12 protein-coding genes and 1 tRNA gene are annotated in these 19,129 nt (G+C 52.5%); 7 read left to right on the forward strand and 6 right to left on the reverse strand.

The genetic code is table 11. The features are described 5' to 3' along the window. The first annotated feature begins 20 nt into the window (after positions 1-20). Complete coding sequence (locus tag QGT73_RS04175) at positions 21-548, forward strand: gamma carbonic anhydrase family protein (RefSeq protein ID WP_280121549.1); 528 nt, start codon at positions 21-23, stop codon at positions 546-548. 91 nt (positions 549-639) lie between these two features. Here QGT73_RS04175 and QGT73_RS04180 read toward each other — a convergent pair whose 3' ends face one another. From QGT73_RS04180 to QGT73_RS04195, 4 genes are read right to left on the reverse strand one after another with little or no spacing between them, the layout of a single operon-like run. Next, positions 640-2,829, reverse strand: a complete 2,190-nt coding sequence (locus QGT73_RS04180) for a HEAT repeat domain-containing protein (RefSeq protein ID WP_280121550.1) — start codon at positions 2,827-2,829, stop codon at positions 640-642. A gap of 17 nt (positions 2,830-2,846) precedes the next feature. After that, positions 2,847-4,379, reverse strand: a complete 1,533-nt coding sequence (locus QGT73_RS04185; RefSeq protein ID WP_280121551.1) for a DUF6850 family outer membrane beta-barrel protein — start codon at positions 4,377-4,379, stop codon at positions 2,847-2,849. Between the two features lie 38 nt (positions 4,380-4,417). Next, on the reverse strand, positions 4,418-5,659 hold the full coding sequence (locus QGT73_RS04190) for a DUF4876 domain-containing protein (protein WP_280121552.1): 1,242 nt from the start codon (positions 5,657-5,659) through the stop codon (positions 4,418-4,420). A gap of 47 nt (positions 5,660-5,706) precedes the next feature. Further along, on the reverse strand, positions 5,707-8,598 hold the full coding sequence (locus tag QGT73_RS04195) for a TonB-dependent receptor (RefSeq protein ID WP_280121553.1): 2,892 nt from the start codon (positions 8,596-8,598) through the stop codon (positions 5,707-5,709). A gap of 271 nt (positions 8,599-8,869) precedes the next feature. On the opposite strand from QGT73_RS04195, the gene QGT73_RS04200 reads away from it, so the two are divergent. Then, on the forward strand, positions 8,870-9,937 hold the full coding sequence (locus QGT73_RS04200; protein ID WP_280121554.1) for an ElyC/SanA/YdcF family protein: 1,068 nt from the start codon (positions 8,870-8,872) through the stop codon (positions 9,935-9,937). A gap of 36 nt (positions 9,938-9,973) precedes the next feature. On the opposite strand, the gene QGT73_RS04205 is transcribed toward QGT73_RS04200, so the two are convergent. After that, positions 9,974-10,531 carry a DMT family transporter gene (locus QGT73_RS04205; RefSeq protein ID WP_341874105.1) on the reverse strand — a complete coding sequence of 186 codons (558 nt, stop codon included), beginning with the start codon at positions 10,529-10,531 and terminating at the stop codon, positions 9,974-9,976. A gap of 77 nt (positions 10,532-10,608) precedes the next feature. Here QGT73_RS04205 and QGT73_RS04210 point away from each other — a divergent pair, with 77 nt between their 5' ends. Together QGT73_RS04210 and QGT73_RS04215 are read left to right on the forward strand one after the other, a co-directional pair. After that, on the forward strand, positions 10,609-10,980 hold the full coding sequence (locus QGT73_RS04210) for an ISAon1 family transposase N-terminal region protein (protein WP_280121555.1): 372 nt from the start codon (positions 10,609-10,611) through the stop codon (positions 10,978-10,980). Continuing rightward, complete coding sequence (locus tag QGT73_RS04215) at positions 10,949-11,920, forward strand: ISAon1 family transposase (protein ID WP_232321436.1); 972 nt, start codon at positions 10,949-10,951, stop codon at positions 11,918-11,920. The genes QGT73_RS04210 and QGT73_RS04215 overlap by 32 nt, the downstream gene beginning before the upstream one ends. Before the next feature lie 216 nt (positions 11,921-12,136). On the opposite strand, the gene QGT73_RS04220 is transcribed toward QGT73_RS04215, so the two are convergent. Beyond that, a tRNA-His gene (locus QGT73_RS04220) sits at positions 12,137-12,213 on the reverse strand. A 114-nt stretch (positions 12,214-12,327) separates the two neighbouring features. On the opposite strand from QGT73_RS04220, the gene lepA reads away from it, so the two are divergent. The 3 genes from lepA to QGT73_RS04235 all read left to right on the forward strand — a co-directional run bounded on the left by lepA (position 12,328) and on the right by QGT73_RS04235 (position 18,961). Then, positions 12,328-14,115 (forward strand): translation elongation factor 4, encoded by a 1,788-nt coding sequence (gene lepA, locus QGT73_RS04225; RefSeq protein WP_280121556.1) that lies wholly within the window; start codon positions 12,328-12,330, stop codon positions 14,113-14,115. Positions 14,116-14,444: 329 nt separating this feature from the next. Beyond that, positions 14,445-16,160: a glycoside hydrolase family 43 protein gene (locus QGT73_RS04230; protein ID WP_425278381.1), complete on the forward strand. Its 1,716-nt coding sequence runs from the start codon at positions 14,445-14,447 to the stop codon at positions 16,158-16,160. 164 nt (positions 16,161-16,324) lie between these two features. Next, positions 16,325-18,961, forward strand: a complete 2,637-nt coding sequence (locus tag QGT73_RS04235) for a SusC/RagA family TonB-linked outer membrane protein (protein WP_280121557.1) — start codon at positions 16,325-16,327, stop codon at positions 18,959-18,961. The last annotated feature ends 168 nt before the right edge of the window (positions 18,962-19,129 follow it).

Here is a 19,129-nt window from a genome sequence, read left to right on the forward strand (position 1 = left end):
AATAAATACGAATTAAAAAGGTGTCACTTATTATACCCGTAAGGGGATTTACCCCCAAGATTGGCCGCGATACATTCCTGGCCGAAAATTGTACCATCATAGGAGATGTGGAGATGGGCGACGAGTGCAGCGTGTGGTTCAACACAGTGTTGCGCGGTGATGTCAACTCCATACGTATAGGCAACCGCGTGAACATACAGGATGGCTCGGTGCTGCATACTCTCTATCAGAAGTCGACCATAGAAATAGGCGATGATGTATCGATAGGTCACAACGTCACCATTCATGGCGCGAAAATCCACGACTTTGCCCTCATCGGCATGGGTGCCGTGGTCATGGATGACGCCGAAGTGGGCGAAGGCGCGCTTGTGGCGGCCGGTTCGGTCGTGCTCTCGCGCACCAAGATAGGTCCCAACGAACTGTGGGGTGGCGCGCCGGCCAAATTCATCAAGATGGTCGACCCCGAAACATCGCGTGAACTCAACACCAAGATTGCCCGCAATTATCTCATGTATTCCCGCTGGTATACCGACCCGGAGGAAAAGTAGGCGGAGACCGGAGATATCTATAAAATGACAGATGTTGTATCCTCAAAAAGTTTGGATACAACATCTGTCGTTTTTTTAGATATCTCCGTATTTACTTCTTCAGTCGGGCCACCGATTTGGCGGCCTCGTCGCGCAGACGTTGTGGACGGGCAGGGTCGGCCGCCACTTCGGCCAGACGCCGGGCTATCTCGGGAGCACGGTAGGAGTAGTCAAACCATCCGAGAGCTTCGGCGAGAGAGACACTGAGAGTTTCGTCAGGACATTTGTCCAGATAGTCAAGCAATTTGTCGGCTGACGGGTGGAGCGGATTGTTGCGAAGCTGTCGCACAAACGATTTTATCTCGCGCATGTCGGGGTTGTCTGACGCGAGCCGCTCGATGTCGGCATCGTAACGCTTTGAAGAGAAGCGGTCGGCGATGTTGTTGCGCGCCTGTGTCATCATTTCGGCTTCGTCGTAAGAGTGGCGATAGGGACGCTGCGACTCCAGCTCGTCGATGAGCGACCGATAGTCAAATAGCTGCATGGCGTTCTGAAGCTGAAAGTTGACGCGTTCGCCTTTGAGTGAGTTGGCATAGGCGGCTATGACTGCGGGGATGAGTTGCGGGCTGCCGTTCTTTCCTGCGAGTATGGCCGAGAAACGGCGGACGAGTTCATAGCTGTCATTGAGCCCGAGACGCAGTGACTCGACAAATTCGGGCGAGCCCGGCGATTCGGAGAGGTTCATCAGTGCGGCAAAACGGGTGACACCGTAGGGCGAGGAGGTGAAGATGTCAAGCAGTTGTCCGGGAGTGATGGCATGCATGTCAGCGAGTTTTTCCATGGACATTGCCTGCATGGCGGGATAGGGAGAGCGGAGCTGTTTTTTCCAGAATGAAGCCGGAGCCTCGACCAGAGCCGTGTTGATGTCAAAGCCGAGACGGTCGTCGGCCGGAGCAAAAGCAAAGGTCGGGTCGCCGAGAATGTGTGACTCAAGATAAGGATTATATTTGACCATATTGCCGACACGCATGCCGAGGCCGAGCATGCCGATTGATTTATCACACCATTTGTCCTGGAGCGAGTTGACACTGTTGGCTATGACACTCACGCAGTCGCCTTCGCCAAACACATAAGCACCGGCGAGATACACATCGTTGTTGAACGAGCCGTTGAAGCATGCATCGAGCATCACCACCCGTGCATTGGGCCTGTAACGGTCAAAGTCGTGAAGATGCAGGTCGAGACGCTCGTTGTAGACCGAGTCGGCGGCAATGGACGCCGAGTCCATCACGGTGTCAAACCAGTGGCGCGGCACATCATATTCGCGCACATAGTAGGCGCATGCCGAGTCGAGAGGTGTGCCCGACTCGACGGCGTTGCGTATCTTGGAGCGGAAAAACGATTTTGCTCCCTCGAGCTGGTCGCGGGTGCTGCGTGTGTCGGGATATCGGTTGATATATTCTTTGACGGGCGAGCCGTGATGATGGAGCAGGGCGAGCGATAGGTCGGGCTGCTGCATGTAGGACATGAGAGTGTATTTGGCAAACGTCGTGTGCTTGTGGTCGAGATAGTCGAGCGACGATGCCTGGCGGCGCATCCATGGAAACTGTTCCATGAAGCTCATCTTCTCGTCCTGACGGGCTATGGGCGACTCGGAGTTGTAGCCCGAGCCGGAGAACAGAAACATACGGTCGAGGCGTTCGGCACGCTCCTTGACGCGCACCACCTTACGGAGATAGTCGCGGAGGTTTTCATAGCGGTCTTTGCCATAGAAGTCCATGCTCTTGATGCGCCCCGAGTAAAGTGTAGGCGCGCACTGCTGGGGAGAGTCGGGGCGAAGCGAATAATAGTAGAGGAGCGGTTTTTTATCATCGCGGCTTACGAAGTCAAACTTGAGCGAAAGATCGTCATAGAATCGGTCGGACGGACATGCCGAGCGTTCGGGTCTCTTCATGTTCTGCACCACTTTGAATGCCGATGTGAAATGCTGGGTGTCGAGCAGCATCGGTATGGGTATATCGCCCACAAAGACCATGCCCTCGATGGGCGACTGCTTGCGCGAGGCCATGGTGCGGATGACCGAGCGGAGCGAGTCGGGGGTGACCTGAGGTGTCACCACTACGATTTCCGATACGAGTCCCTGACGGTCGACGCTACGGGCATAGGCGTCAAGTTCGGCCGAGACTCTGGAGTGGCTGATGCTGTCGACAAAGATGGCAAATCCGTGTCGGGCTGCGTCGGCAGTCAGAGAGCCGCATAGTGCCATGCATGCCACGAGGAGTGAAATATAAGGTTTTGTCATGATTATGGTGTCATTTGTTAGAAAGCCATTGACAGACCGGCGTTGACTGACGAGGATGATGTGCCGTCATAGCGGGTCTTGGCATCGGTACATTTTGTGAAGCTACCAGAGAGGTAAGCTCCGAGTATAAATTTGCCCACAGGTATTTTGGCCTGTATACGCGCGCCGGCCGACAGGGCCGATGATGTGAGATAGGAATACATTGGCATCGTGTAGACATGCTCGAGTTCAAGTCCGGCAAAGTCGCACGACGATGTGGGCGACATGATGTAGCCGCCCTCCACCCCTATGCCGAGGCGAACGTCGCGGAGCGAGAAGTGTTTCATTACTTCGGCCGAGAGGTCGAGGCGTGTGTATTTGCGGAAATAGCGTTCGGGGTAGTTGTGCGTGTCTGATGATATATAGGAGGCTCCCGCTCCGGCGGTGAGTGAAGACACTCCCGCACTGTCGAGGATGTCAAAGCGATATGAGCCACGCACGAGGGTGTAGGTATCCTTATGTTTAACCGATGAGTTCATCACTTCGTAGCCTGTGGTGCCGTTCTGGCTGAAACTCTTCTGGTCATACCATTTGCCCTTCACATCGTTGGTTTCGGCCGTCAGCTCGATGTTGTGGGCATAGCGCGAGCCGGTCAGCGACAGGCGGTCGGTGATGCGCAGCATGGTGTTGGCATAATCGCCCCCCTTGAACTGATAGGAGCTGCCACCGTCGGTGGCTTGTTCGGATTCGTTGCCGTAATAGATGGTGAGGCGGTCGATGGCCGAGGGCGAGAAACGCAATGTGGCGTCGAGCGAGGCAAACCATGATGTGCCGTCGGCATCGCGCGAATAGGATGTGCCGCTCTGCGGGTAATATGTGCCGAGGCCGCTCATAAGGTAGAATGGATATGTGACGGCTGTGGAGAGGCATGTGTAGCGGGCCGATTCGCTGAATAGGTCGAGACCGGCTGTGGCTCCGAGAGTCAGACACCCGCTGATGTCCCATGCCACGCCGGGATTGATGATGAAACGCATGCCTTTGGTCTCGGCACGGGGGTCTTTTTCGTCAGACATCACCCCCACGTTATAGTCGGCGTTGATGCCGAGCCTGAGTGCCGGAGTGAGTTTGTAGGATACACGTCCGTAGACGTGAAACCGCTCAGTGTCATAATTGCTCGGCTCGGAGTCGGCAAGGATGAAGGGGTTGAGCGGGTTCTGAAACAAAGTGGTGTTCCAGCATCGGCCCTTGTCGGTGTAGTTGAAATATCTGACACCGCCTTCGAAGGCGATACGTTCCATACGGCTTATGCCATAAGCGTCGACGTCAAATCCGGCCCTGTAACGCGATGCGTCAATGTTGTGATAGTCGCCGTGGGTCAGGTAATAACCAGCGTTTATCGTTGCCAGTGATGAGACAGGCATATCGCTGACAGACACGGGATTGAGGCTGCCGTCGGCCACATTGTGGATGTAGTTGTAGTCGGCATACTGCATCTGAGCCGTAAGAGAGTTATCCCCGTCCCCGCCGGCAAAGGCGAGGACCGGGGATAAGACTGCATATGATGCAAGCATGCATAAAGGCTTGTGCATATATTATTGTTGAGGGGTGTTTAGTCGACAGTCGAGGGGATGATGCCCGGAGTGGGTATCTGGTCGGTGAGGAAGTCGGCTGAAGAGTTGTTGGTGTCCTTGAGGATAGCGCGGCCGTCATCGGTGATGCTCTCGACCTTGCGGCGGATGCTGAGGCCCGAGTAGTTTTCGGTCATGCTTACCGAGCCGGCGTCAACCTCGGCGCGCAGACGTATGGTGCGCTTGGAGGCGTCGCTGTTGACGATGTTTATGCCGTCGAGCACATATTCCTGCGGTATCATCAGAAATTTTGTGCCGGCATAGTTGCCGTCGGGACGTTCCATGAAGTTGCTTTCATCCTTGGCATAAGCGATGGGGTCGATACCCTCGGGGAGCTTTGCGAGAATGATAGCGTTGCCGGAGAAGGGGAGAGAGAAGTAGTTGCCGGTCCCGGCAGCGTGGATTATGGTCATGTTGGGCACGTCGGGATTGTCGATGGCCATAGCGGGTTTGTAGTCGATGAGACACACCTCATAGTCGGCGTTGACAAGATTGACGGGCGAGAGCTTCGCGCCTGCTACAGATGAGTCATACATCTTCTGGGTCTCGGCGATGTGGTCGAGTGCCTGGCTGGCGATAACCACGCTCTTGCCCGGCTCTACGGGATATTGCTTGCCTGTGCCTACGAATGCCACGGTGTAGTAGCCCATGGCATATTTGTCCATGATTTCACCGTTTTCCATCCATGCGGTGGGAAGGATGCCCTGGGTGCCCTCGAGGAGTCCGAGCACGCAGTTGTCGAGATAGAGCACCTCGTCGGAATTGTTGTAGATTTCAAAGAACTGGTCGCGCATATAGGGCATTTTGCCGTTGGGCTTGACCATGCTGTAATACACTTCCTTGAATATGAGTCCGCCCGAGAGTGCTTCCTGGAGCTGGAGCTGAAGAGTGGTGGCGTCATACACAGAGACTTCGCGGGAGGCGTTGTAGGATGTGATGGTGCCGCCGTCATTGATGCGCATTGAGGCCTGGACATTGTAGGTGCCGCCATCGAGTTGGAAAGTATAGGTGTCCATGGCTTCCTGCGACGAGTAGGCGCGACCGGTCTGCACATTGGTCACGGTGACCGATGCGGTAGTGAGATCGGCGGCCGATATGCCTTCGGGCAGTTCGATATTTACGGTGAGAGGATAGTAGGCTGTAACGTTGTCATCGTCGCTTGAGCAGGCTGCGAGTCCTGTGAGCATGACGAGCATGCAGAGAGCGTGGATAAATTTTTTCATTTCAGACTGTGTTTTTTGATTATATTATTTTGGTTTATATCTGATTGTCAGAATTTGGCTTTGATTTCGGCTCCGAAATACATCGGCGAGTACATTTCGCGATAGCCTCCGATTACATTCTGAGTGTAGACTCTGTTGAACTTCAGAAAGTTGTTGGCTATGACCGAGAGCTCTACATAATTGCCTATCTCTTTAGTGACCTTGAAGTTGAGCATGCATGTCATGGGATAGGTCTGAGTGTTGTAAAACTCGGTGTTGTAATAGCTCGTTATCAGTTCCTGCGGCCTTTCGACAGCCGAGGGGTCCCAGGGATGATAGGTGAGATTTTTGTCGTAATATCCTATGGGGTCGATGCTGAGCATAGGGCGGTCAAGCGATGAGGTGACAAGATGGTAGAGCGGCTTGCCGTCGGCATCCTCATAGATGTTGCGATAGCTGTCGTGCCACACCACCTGGACTGTGGTGGAGAAGATGAGCCTGATGGCCGGGATGTGGGTGACGAATCGGAAGTTGGTGTTGACACGCGAGAGTATGGTGCCTGCTCCGGCCGGCATCACGCCGAGATAGGTGTTGAAGGTGGTGACTCCGTTGTCGTCCACACTGTCGACGACACGGCTCGAGCTGAACGAGGTGGCGGTGTTGCGGCGTTTGATCCAGAACCACGCGCCGTCGACTATAAGATTGGTCGACAGGGGTTTTATTTTGCCGAAGTTGAATGTGTATTCTATGCCGTGTTTGCGTGTGTCGATGGTATTGGCCGGCATGGAGTAGGAGCGTACTTCGCGCAGACGGCTTGACGGAGCTTCTTTGACGGAGCCGTCGGCTGTGGTGTAATATAGCTTGCCGTCAGTGTAGTGGGGGATTGTCGATGAAGCCTGATCGGCCGTGGGGATTACGTAACGGTTGTAGTCAAGGCTCAGCGGGCATGAGACGAAGCCAAATTCGTTGCGGACATGTTCGCTGAAAAATGTCACCGAGCCTGTGATGTCGCGGATACGTCCGTTGAGCCCGATTTCAAATTTTGTAGCGCGAGCCGGTTTGAGGTCCGGATTGGCTGTATTGTCTACCACACATGTGGTCATGACGGCAATGTTGCGCGGATCGTCGATGCCGGCATAGCTGTTGTAGTTGACAAAATCAAAGTAGGCCGGGGTGGGATAGAGCGACGCCATGGTGGGCATCTTGGAGGCTATGCCGTAACCGCCGGTGAGCGACAGGTGGTGAAACAGCCGGTTGTTGTCGGGGGTGAGAAACCGGTAGGTGGCGTTGACGCGCGGGTCGACAGTGGTGATGTCGCCGCGCAGAGCCTGCCGGCTGTCGATAAACATGCGGCTGGCACGCACTCCGGGCTGGAGTGTGAGTATGGTCGATCCAAGATGATATTCGGTCATGCCTTCGGCAAAGACCGAGAGTGTGGATAGCGAGGGGAGTTCACTGTAGGAGCGGGGACGCACCGACTGGCCTTCACCTTGCACCGGGGGAAGCGAGGGGTCATACATCATGCCTCCGCCGTGATTGGCGTTGAGGTTGTAGTCGACACCGAGTTTGACATTGACTGTGCCGCGAGGCAGCAGAAACGTGCGGTTGGCCTTGAGCTGTGCAAAGACGTTGAGCGGTTTGCCGTCAAGTTTGTAGTTGCACAGATAGGTGGCCGGCAGAAATCCCACCTGCATCTCGCCCGGCACATATGAGTGGGAGTAGGGCACCACTCCCGAGCCTATATAGCGGTTGTATATGTCTTCCTGATGGGTATACTGGAATGAAGCCGAGTAAGAGAGATTGGAGATGGCCTTGCGGTTGAGCCGCCACATGCCGTTGACGGCCAGGCGGAAACTTTGCTCAAGATTTTTGAAATACTCATCCTTGAGCATGGCTTCGTCGCTCTTGGTGTCGCTGAGATTGCGGTAATATGTGGCCTTGACGTTGAATGAGAGCGGAGTGGATGTCTGAAGGAATATCTTGGAGTAGGCTGCATTGGCCGTGATGCGGTCATAGCCCAGATAGGTCTTGCGGCGGTCGGCGTTTGACTTGGTGTAGTCCAGCCCGAAGTTGAGTGAGCCGCCATTGCCGCGCAGTCTCAGACCTTTGCCTACCGAAAGTAGTTTGGAGTTGGGGTCGACCTTTACCTGTGCCGTCCAAGGTGTGACACCGGCCTTGGTGTTGATGATGACCGCGCCTGATGTAAGGTTGCCATATTCGACCGAAGGGATGCCTCTTATCACCTCGATTGACTCAATATTGTCGGGAGAGATCTGACGCAGGTCCACACCGCGCCCCGATGTAGTCTGGTCGTTCATGCTCACCTGCTGTACCGACGAGCTGCTACCCGAGCGGGCTGTGGAGAACACCTGCATGTTGGCGTCGTTGGATATTGGCGTGCCGTCGACCACGATGGCTGTGCCGATAGCGTTGTTGGCATCCTCGCCGGCGTCAATCTCACGTATTGAAGCCTGGCCGGCATTGGTAAGATCGGGATTCCTGGTGACGGCACCCGGCAACAGTTGGAGCATATCCTCCACACTTTTGGCCTGGAGATGCCGTATGGCCGACTGACCGATGAGCGACGACGAGCCCATCTTGCCCTCTTCGGCGGTGACCACCACCTCTTTGAGCGCGAGATTGGATGGATTGAGCCGTATGATTATATCCTGTCGGATGGAGTCGTTGAGGCTAAACTCTCCCCTGGCAGTCTCATATCCGAGATAGGAGACCTCATATTCATATTTGCCCGGATTGAGTTTGGTAAACGTAAATCGGCCGTCGGCATCTGTCGCCGCCCAATCCTGTGTGTTTAGCCTGACAATAGCCGCCGCTACGGGTTCGTCATTGTCGGATGAAATGACCACTCCGCTGAGCATACGGGGAGCGGCCGACAGGTTAAGTGTGCAGAGTATCGCTATAATCGCACTCGCGAATTTACGACAAAAATATTTATTCATTGATGAGTGACATTCGACGGCAATAGACCGTTGCCGCAGAGAGAAATTAATAAACTGCTATTATTTGCAGTGCAAAATTACTCATGTGTCAATCAGCCGACAATACTCAAAAATAGTGAAATTTCTAACGTAAATAATTGAAATTGATTATTACGGCATCTTCCGACGCGGTGTCTTCTCCCTGGGGTATAAGGGTATTTGACTATATGATGTAAATAATTTGTGTATTTGCACTTAGATGGCTATCTTTACATACTTTTAATAAGAGAATATGAAAACGAAAACACTTATAAAACGAGTAGTTCTGAGCCTCAGCGCGTTTCTGCTGTTGGTCGTAGCTTTTACAATCTATGCTAATGTCAGGGTGGAAAATGCCGCCGAAAAGAGACTGTATGCAACGGTCGATTCTGTGCCTCACAACAAGGTGGCCCTTCTGCTCGGAACAAATCCGCTTAATAGGTGGGGACGACCCAATTCATACTTTACCAACCGCATTAATACGGCAGCCGAGCTATATCATGCCGGTAAGGTCGATTTTATCATAGCGAGCGGTGACAATCACACAAAGCTATATGATGAGCCAACCGCTATGCGTGATTCACTGATCGCTCACGGTGTGCCGGAGAACAGAATCATACTTGACTTTGCCGGATTCAGGACCCTTGACTCTGTGGTCAGGGCAAAGGAGGTGTTTGGATGCGATTCATTGACAATCATATCGCAGGCCGATCATAATGCAAGAGCTTTGTATCTTGCCGAGGCCAACGGAATGGAGGCTGTTGCAATCTCCGCTCCATTACGGGCGGGAAGATGGGTGAGAACCCGGCTTGCACTGCGCGAATGGCTTGCACGTGATAGGATGATGCTCGACATATGGTTTGGCAAACATCCTCATTTTCTCGGTGAAAAAATCGAGATTCCCGACGTAATGACACATAAAAGTTATGCGACGGCTGAGGGGCTGACAATGAGGATTGTCAGCCCTGATCCAATCAGTAGCCCAGTGGATTCTCTTGTGGTGGAATTTACAAACAATCGTGATGTCAATATGACTACCGGAGAATGGTACAGAATAGATATGATGTCTGAAGGTGGGGATTGGATTAAGGCCCCTTACTCAAAAAAGTATCTGGACTTTCTGGCAAGGGATATAGAAGTCTGCTTCAACGGTATCGGGTATTCACTGAGACCGGATGGTTCATTCCGGATTACAGTGAAGCCCTGGATTTATGATCTGAGCAATAAATCCGCCACATACCGTCTCGTCAAGACATTCAGTTATCCGCCATATCCTATCCATAAGAGCGACACGGCATACGTTGAATTTCAAGTCAGATAAATACAGCGCGAGGATTGTGTAAACCCTCTAAGAATTTCAGCCTGCAATTTCGGTAAGCGTTTTCCCTTCCGACTCCATGTCTTTACGGCTTTTGCTCATGGTTACAAGGAATACTCCGGTAAATATCAATAGTATTGCAAACGCTTTTGTTATGCCAAATGTATCCATTCCCCATAATATCGCAACTATGCAAGCCACAAGAGGCTGGATGTAATTATACATTCCTGCCACAGTCGGTCGAAGGCGTCGCTGACCGATCACAACCAGTATGTAACACACAAAAGTCGCTCCTGCCACAACCAGTGACAATGCTCCCCACTCCATAGGTGTGACAGCGTCCCATCTTGTCTCCGAAAGCTGTTGTGAAGAAAACGGCACCATACATATAAATGCAAATGTGAACATCCACTTCATTACGGTGAAAATTGAATAGCGGGATACAAAATCCTTGAAAAGCACTATATAGAGAGCATAGCTCAATTGTGCTGTCAAAACTATTAAATCGCCCCATATCGACGATGATACTGCTCCGGTCCCTGAGCTCCCTCCAAGAATAAGAAGCACTGCTCCGGTAGCACCGGCAGCAATACCCATGATTTTCTTTCCGGTTATAGGGGCTCAAGCCGAAATTCCGGTGCATGTAATTTTCAGAAAATTGTTAAATTTGCGGTATGAAAACATCGGAAGCATTCTGGATGTTCTTGCCCCAGGGGCTGGACGAACTGTTTGAGATGGTGCGCTTCGAACGTACAGAACAGGCATATGACATATGGCTTGATGAGAAAAAGAAACTCTCTGACGAGGACTACCGTAATCCGAACATAGTCGCGCGAGGTTATACGGAATACGTTACAATACAGGACTATCCGCTTCGAGGTCGCCCCGTATATCTTCACATGCGCAAGAATAAGTGGTGGGACAAGCGGACCAATGAGATATTCTCATACAACCTCGAACTCCCCAACGAGGAAGGCACACGACTCAGCGCAGAGTTCGTGTCTTTTTTAAAAGATGAAGGTGGAGACGACGGCACTGTCGATTAAGCACATAGCGCAGATGTACTGCGTCAACGGCAAGTATTTCGCGGATTTATACCGCAACAGGATAAGCGGTTATGCCGACTGGTGTGACCGGGAGCTTTGCTGTGGCTTCTATTTCAATGCCGCCAATATTGGTCCGTACATGAGCCTTGACGAGACATGCCTGAGCAACGGCGAGGTATGGACCGTCCTGACCAACAAGGACGGCCACGGCGGCAAGGGCACGCTGGCTGCGGCCATCCCCGGCACGAAGAGCGACGAGATTATATCCATACTCATAGCAGCCATGAGTAAGTCAGTCAGGCGCAAAGTAAAAGAGGTTACCTGCAATCTGTCGCCGTCAATGATGCTGATAGCAGGTGAAGTATTCTATAACGCCCATGTGGTCAATGACCGTTTTCATGTACAACAGGTCTATAATGAGGCCGTTGACGAAATCCGTATCGACATACGCCGTCAGCTCATTGCCGAGGAAAATATTCGCGACAAGTCCACTACGCCGGTAACATACTCCAACGGTGAGACCATGCGGCAGATACTCGCCCGCAGTAAGCACACCCTGATGATGTCGCAGAACAAATGGACAGACATTCAGCGTCATCGCGTCAATATCCTGTTCAAGTACCATCCGATTCTAAAAAGTGCCTATACTCTTGCGATGGAGCTGCGCAGGATTTTCAATGCTAAAATCTCACCAACAAAAGCCATGGGGCGGATGAACAAGTGGTATGAAAAGGTAATGGCATTGGGCAACAATAACTTCCGCTCTGTCATCAAGACATTCAAGAACCACGCACCGACCATCCTGAACTACTTCCGGCGACGTGCGACCAATGCCTCCGCCGAGGCTTTCAACTCTAAAGTCAAGATCTTCCGCTCGCAAATGCGCGGTGTCCGAGACCGCGATTTCTTCATCTTCCGCCTGGTCAAACTGTACGCTTGAATATTTAACACTTCGTTCTACTCAATTTAACATATGCACTGGGAAATCGGCTTGGGCCCTTCTAACTGCCAAATTTAACATATGCACCGCCATTTCGGCTTGACCCGATAATTATAATCAATATGATAACGGATTGAGAGGCAGTAAAATTGTTATAAAAAACGACAAGCTCAGCGAATTGTCGCTGAGCTTGTCAAACTATTGTTTCTTATAACTTGGGGTGAACAGTGGGGGTCGAACCCACGACCTTCGGAACCACAATCCGACGCTCTAACCAACTGAGCTATGCTCACCATCTCTTGGTTTTGCGGTGCAAAGTTAAGAAGGATTTTTGAAACTACCAAACATTTTGGCATAATTTTTTCAAGTCAAAAAAAAATTGTACTTTTGCAGTAGAATAAATACGTATGAAGAATATCCGCAATTTCTGCATCATAGCGCACATTGACCACGGCAAGAGCACGCTTGCCGACCGTCTGCTCGAGTTTACCAACACCGTGGCCGGCAAGGATCTCCAGGCCCAGGTGCTTGACGATATGGATCTGGAGCGAGAGCGCGGCATTACTATCAAGAGTCACGCCATACAGATGAACTATCGTCTCAACGGCGAGGATTATGTGCTGAATCTTATCGACACTCCGGGGCATGTCGACTTTTCCTATGAGGTATCGCGCTCCATCGCTGCATGCGAGGGCGCGCTGCTTATAGTCGATGCTTCGCAGGGTATCCAGGCCCAGACAATCTCCAATCTCTATATGGCCATTGACAATGACCTCGAGATAATACCTATTATTAATAAGGTGGATCTCGACAGTGCCAAGCCTGATGAGGTGGAGGACCAGATAGTGGACCTGCTCGGATGTGACCCGTCGGAGGTGATACGCGCCAGCGGCAAGACAGGTGTCGGTGTGCCCGAGATATTGCAGGCTATCGTTGAGCGAGTCCCCGCGCCTGTGGGTGACCCGGAGGCTCCGCTGCAGGCTCTGATATTTGACTCGGTGTTCAATCCGTTCAGAGGCATCATCGCGTATTTCAAGATTGAAAACGGCTCCATACGTAAGAATGATTTCGTGAAGTTTGTCGCGACCGGCAAGGAGTATAACGCCGACGAGATAGGTGTGCTCAAGCTCGACATGCAGCCGTGTGACAGTCTGTCGGCCGGAAATGTGGGATATATAATATCGGGCATCAAGACTTCGAAGGAGGTGAAGGTGGGCGATACCATCACGCATGTGCAGCGTCCGTGTGAAAATGCCATTGACGGATTTGAGGAAGTCAAGCCCATGGTGTTTGCCGGAGTGTATCCCATCGAGACGGAGGATTTCGAGAATCTGCGTTCGTCGCTCGAGAAGCTCCAGCTCAATGATGCGTCGCTAACGTTCCAGCCCGAGTCGTCGATGGCTCTCGGATTTGGATTCCGCTGCGGATTTCTCGGTCTGCTCCATATGGAGATCATACAGGAGCGTCTGGGACGCGAGTTTGACATGGATGTCATCACCACTGTGCCCAACGTAAGCTATCGGGTGTATGACAAGCACGGCACCATGACCGAGGTGCACAATCCTTCGGGACTTCCCGAGCCGACTCTTATCGACCATATCGAGGAGCCTTATATCCGCGCCTCCATCATCACCGCCGCCGATTATATCGGTCCTATCATGACGCTCTGTCTGGGCAAGCGCGGCGAACTCGTGAAGCAGGAATATATCTCGGGCAACCGTATGGAGATGATTTTCGACATGCCTTTGGGCGAGATTGTGATAGATTTCTATGATAAGCTCAAGAGTATCTCAAAGGGGTATGCGTCGTTTGACTATCATCTGCATGATTTCCGTGTGAGCAAGCTCGTGAAACTTGACATCCTGCTCAACGGCGAGAGTGTCGACGCGCTCTCTACGCTCACCCATGTGGATAATGCCGTGACTTTCGGCCGCCGCATGTGTGAGAAACTCAAGGAGCTGATACCTCGTCAGCAGTTTGATATCGCCATCCAGGCAGCTATCGGTGCCAAAATCATAGCCCGCGAGACCATCAAGGCTGTGCGCAAGGATGTGACCGCAAAATGTTATGGCGGCGATATCTCGCGTAAGCGTAAACTTCTCGAGAAGCAGAAGAAAGGCAAGAAGCGCATGAAGCAGATCGGCTCTGTAGAAGTGCCGCAGAAGGCTTTCCTCGCCGTGCTTAAACTTGACTGATGCCATGCCTTAAAGCATACAAAGGTTTCTGTCATAAATAATATAAAAGATACAGTCTCTATATCTGCTATTAAAAGATGCAGATACAGAGACTGTATCTTTTTTCGCCGACATGCATGAGAGATGGATGATGGTGGATGTAAGTGGTTGAGGGTCAGTGGTGGGGTTACGATGAGATATGAAGTTGAGACGTGGATTGGGGGGCGATGTGACATTGAGATAAGTCATTAAGATTATAAAACGGGCGGGATAGATTAATTAAGGTTACTTTTGCGATGTTAGAATTTGTTAACACCGCCAACACGAATCTTACCATAAATCTATCAGAAATGAAGCAGTGTCTGTATTTGTCCGCAATGGCTCTGGGTGTCATGTCTTCGCTGACGGCATGCCGGCCGACGCAAGCCGAGGTGTCGGCTCAGGAGGATGCGGCGATATTTGAGTTTTTCTCCTATAGGGGGATGGATGATTTCTATGTCGAGAATCCTCTGCCTGATGAGTGTTCGTTTTATAATCCCATACTTCCGGGGTGGAATTCGGACCCGTCAATATGCACTAACGGTGAAGGGGATTATTTTATAGCTACCTCGAGTTTTACGTATGTGCCGGGTGTGCCTTTGTATCACAGCCGCGACCTTGTGAACTGGCGTCAGGTGGGGCATGTGCTTACACGTGAGTCGCAGATGAACAATTTTCGCCATCAGCATGTGAGCGGCGGCATCTTTGCGCCGGACATCAAGTATAATCCGGCCAATAAGACTTATTATATGATTACTACCAATGTCGGAGCGGGCAACTTTTTTGTCAAGACCAGTGACCCGTTTGGCGAATGGAGCGATCCGGTGTATCTTCCGGAGGTGCAGGGTATCGATCCGTCGTTCTTTTTTGACAATGACGGCCGAGCCTATATTGTCAACAATGATGATGCGCCCGACGGTAAGCCTGAGTATGCTGGCCACCGCACGGTGAGAATCGTGGAGTTTGACACGGCTACCGACCGGTGTGTTGGCGAGCGCAGAATCATTGTCGACAAGGGGTGGCGTCCGCAGGACAAGCCGATATGGTGTGAGGGTCCGCATATATATAATGTGGACGGGACGTATTATCTGATGACGGCCGAGGGGGGCACTGCCCGAGACCACAGCGAGGTCATATATAAGGGCAAGACGCCGTTTGGCCCTTATGAGCCGTGGAGCGAGAATCCGATACTTACGCAGCGCGACCTTGACAACGGTCGTCCCGATCCTGTGACTTGTGCGGGTCATGCCGACCTGGTGAAGACTCCCGAGGGGGAGTGGTGGGCTGTGTTTCTGGCCTGTCGTCCGATAGACAATGATTTTGAGAATCTCGGACGCGAGACTTTTCTTATGCCCGTGAAGTGGACCGACGACGGCTGGCCCCGCATTACCGGGAAGGGTGAGGCGATACCGATGATATGCAGGCGTCAGGGCGTGGCGCGCGGTGAGGCTGTGACGTTCGGCAACTTTGAGTGGAGTGATGATTTCACTTCAGGGATGCGTGACAAGGAGTGGTATACTCTGCGCGGGGATGCTTCGGAGCATTGCTCGTTTAGCGCGGTGCCCGGGTATCTGACGATGAGGTGTGCGGAGGTGGCCACGACCGAAAAGAATGTGCTCTCGTTTATTGGCCGCCGTGTGCAGCATCACAAGTATGACTGCTCGACACGTATGGTGTTCAGCCCGGGCCGTCATGACCTTCATGCCGGTCTGCTGGTCATGAAGGATGAGACCCATCAGTATCAATTGGCGCGGGGATGTGGCGATGAGGGTCAGTATCTGGCACTGCGCAGGATTGAGGGTGACACAGTGGCCGAATTGGCATCGGTGCCGGTGGACGCCTCGGTGGCCGAGCTTGACCTGCGTGTGGTGTCGAGGGGAAGGACGCTCGACTTTCTGTATTCGCTCGACCGCGGGACCAACTGGGGTACACTCGTGACGGAGGTCGACGCCCGCCATACGTCGACGGCCGAGGCCGGCGGTTTTACCGGCACTCTGATAGGACCTTATGCCTCAAGCAAAAAATAGAAATCATAAAAATCGAATTACTAACCTAAATCATACCCATTTATTACACGAAACGGAAATAAACATCAATTACACAAAAGCAAAATCTAACCTTATCAACAGTGTTGCGGGGCCACAGGGCGGCCGCGGCAATTATCAATCTCAGAATTAATAGTAACAACACAATGAAGAATGTAATCAAATTTTATCATTGGCTTGGTCTGCTTCTGTGCTTTATGATCGTGGGAACATCATCAGCACTCGCCGACACGGTCAAGGGTACGGTCGCGGACGACACCGGCGAGCCGCTGATCGGAGCCACCGTAGCTCTAAAGGGCAACAGCAAGGCGGTGACGGTAACCGATATAGACGGAAACTATTCGCTTGTCGTGCCCAGTCTGAAGGACGCCATCCTGGAGGTATCCTATGTGGGAATGGAGTCAAAGGAAGTAAAGGTGGCCGGTCGGGCCACAGTCAATGTAACCCTCACCACGAGTTCCGAGCAGCTTGACGAGGTGATAGTGGTGGGTTACGGTCAGCAGAAGAAGGCTTCGATAGTCGGAGCCATCACACAGACCTCGGGCGAGGTGCTTGAGAAGGCCGGCGGCGTGTCGAGCCTCGGAGCAGCCCTGACGGGTAATCTGCCCGGCGTAATCACTTCGGCATCATCGGGTATGCCCGGCGATGAGGACCCCGAGATTATAATCCGAGCCAAGAGTTCGTGGAACAACAGCGCGCCTCTGGTGCTTGTGGACGGCATAGAGCGTGAGATGAATTCGGTGGATATCTCTTCGGTAGCCAATGTGTCGGTGCTGAAAGACGCATCGGCCACGGCCGTGTATGGCGTGAAGGGTGCCAACGGTGTGATACTCATCACCACCAAGCGCGGAGCCGAGGGTGACGCCAAGGTGCACGCCAAGGCCAACTTTACGGCAAAGGTCGCCTCGAAGCTCCCCAAGAAGTATGATGCTTATGACTCATATCTCATACGCAATCAGGCGATAGAGCGCGAGATGCTTGTGCCCGGCAGCAACGGATGGGCCGACATGCTGCCTATGGACATCATAGAAAAATACCGTAATCCTCTCACGGCCGAGGAGTGGGACCGCTATCCCAATGTCGACTGGGAGGACTATCTGTTTAAGGATGCTGCTTTCTCCTACAATGCCAGCGTCGACGTTACTGGCGGCACGAAATTTGTGAAGTATTATGCCGCTATCGACTTTCTGCATGAGGGTGACCTCTTCAAGTCGTTTGACAACCATCGCGGCTACAAGGCCGGATTTGGCTTCAACAGAGCCAATGTGCGCTCGAATCTCGACTTCCAACTGACCCCGACCACGCAGCTTCAGGTCAATCTTTTCGGTTCGAACGGAGAGCGCAAGACTCCCTACGGACGTAACTTTGACGATCCGCTGGGCACGAGTTTCTGGAGCGCGGCCTATAAGACGGCTCCTTCGGCTATGCGCCCGGTGTACAGCGACGGCACCTGGGGCTATTACGCACCCCGTGACGCCGATGTGCAGAACTCGGCTTTCGCTATAGCCACATCGGGCATCGAGAAACGCACCACTACCAAAATCAATACTGACTTTGTGCTTGGCCAGGACCTCGATTTTATCACCAAGGGACTGCATCTCCAGGGCCGCTTCTCGCTCGACTACAGTTTTCTCGAGGGTCGCCGCGGCATCGTCGACCTTGACAACGGCGCGCAGCAGAAGTGGGTAGACCCCACTACGGGTGATGTGAAATACAAGCAGGTCACCAACCAGAACACGCAGCTTGATTTCAGCGAGGGCGTGCACTGGTATACCGCCGGCGGCGAGGTCAACAAGAATTATACCTACCGTAAGGTCTACTATGCGTTCCAGATTGATTATGCCCGCACCTTCGGACTACACTCGGTGACAGCCATGGGTGCCTTTAACCGCGAGGACAACGCCAGAGGCTCGGAGTTTCATCACTATCGCGAGGACTGGGTGTTCCGTACCACATATAATTTTGACAACCGTTACTTTGCCGAGTTTAACGGCGCGTATAACGGCTCGGAAAAATTTGGCAGCAACAACCGTTTTGAGTTCTTCCCCTCGGTGTCGCTGGGCTGGCGTCTGAGCGAGGAGCCCTTCATGCGCGACATCTCCTGGATAGACCAGATCAAGTTTCGCGGCTCATGGGGCAAGGTCGGCGATGACAGTGCCGGCGGCCGCTGGCTCTACCGTGACTCATACTCCTATGACGGCAACGCGCTCATGGGTATGACCAATCCCACGGCAACGCCTTACACATTCTTTGCAATCTCGAGTCTCGGCAATCCCGACATAAGCTGGGAGAAAGTGACCAAGCGTAATATCGGTCTCGACTATGGATTTGTCAATGGCATCGTGAGCGGTTCGGTGGACGTGTTCTCCGACAAGCGTACCGACATCTATATCTCGGGTGGCAACCGAGCCATCCCCTCTTACTTCGGAGCCACCGCTCCCGGAGCCAATCTCGGAGCGGTCGACAGCAAGGGCTATGAGCTTGAGCTGCGTCTGAGCTATCCGTTTAACCGTCACACCCGCGTGTGGCTCAACGCCAGCATGACTCATGCGACCAATAAGGTGAAATTTCGCGACGACGCGCCTCTGCTGGCCGATTATCTCAAACAGGCCGGTCACGCCATAGACCAGCGCAAGGATTATATCGACGCCGGCACCATGACTGGCTGGGATGACATCCTCGGTTCGACATGGACCACACAGAATGAAAACAAGTTGCCTGGGAGGTTGTTGCAGAACTATTTCTCAAAAAAAATAGCAAAAGCCTCAACTTTCACAAGCTGAGGCTTTTTTATGTCCATAAAGTTTTGTAACTTTATGGTATTCAAAACTATTGTAACTATTCAGCGGACGCGCCGATGTAGTCGCCGTTTAGAAAAGGGCGAGGATTGCGTTGTAGGGCGAGTTGCCGTGCTTCTTGGTTGTCTCGACGATTGAATGCAGATCCATAAA

The sequence above is a fragment of the Duncaniella muricolitica genome (genome assembly GCF_910574735.1).
Lineage (GTDB): Bacteria > Bacteroidota > Bacteroidia > Bacteroidales > Muribaculaceae > Duncaniella > Duncaniella muricolitica.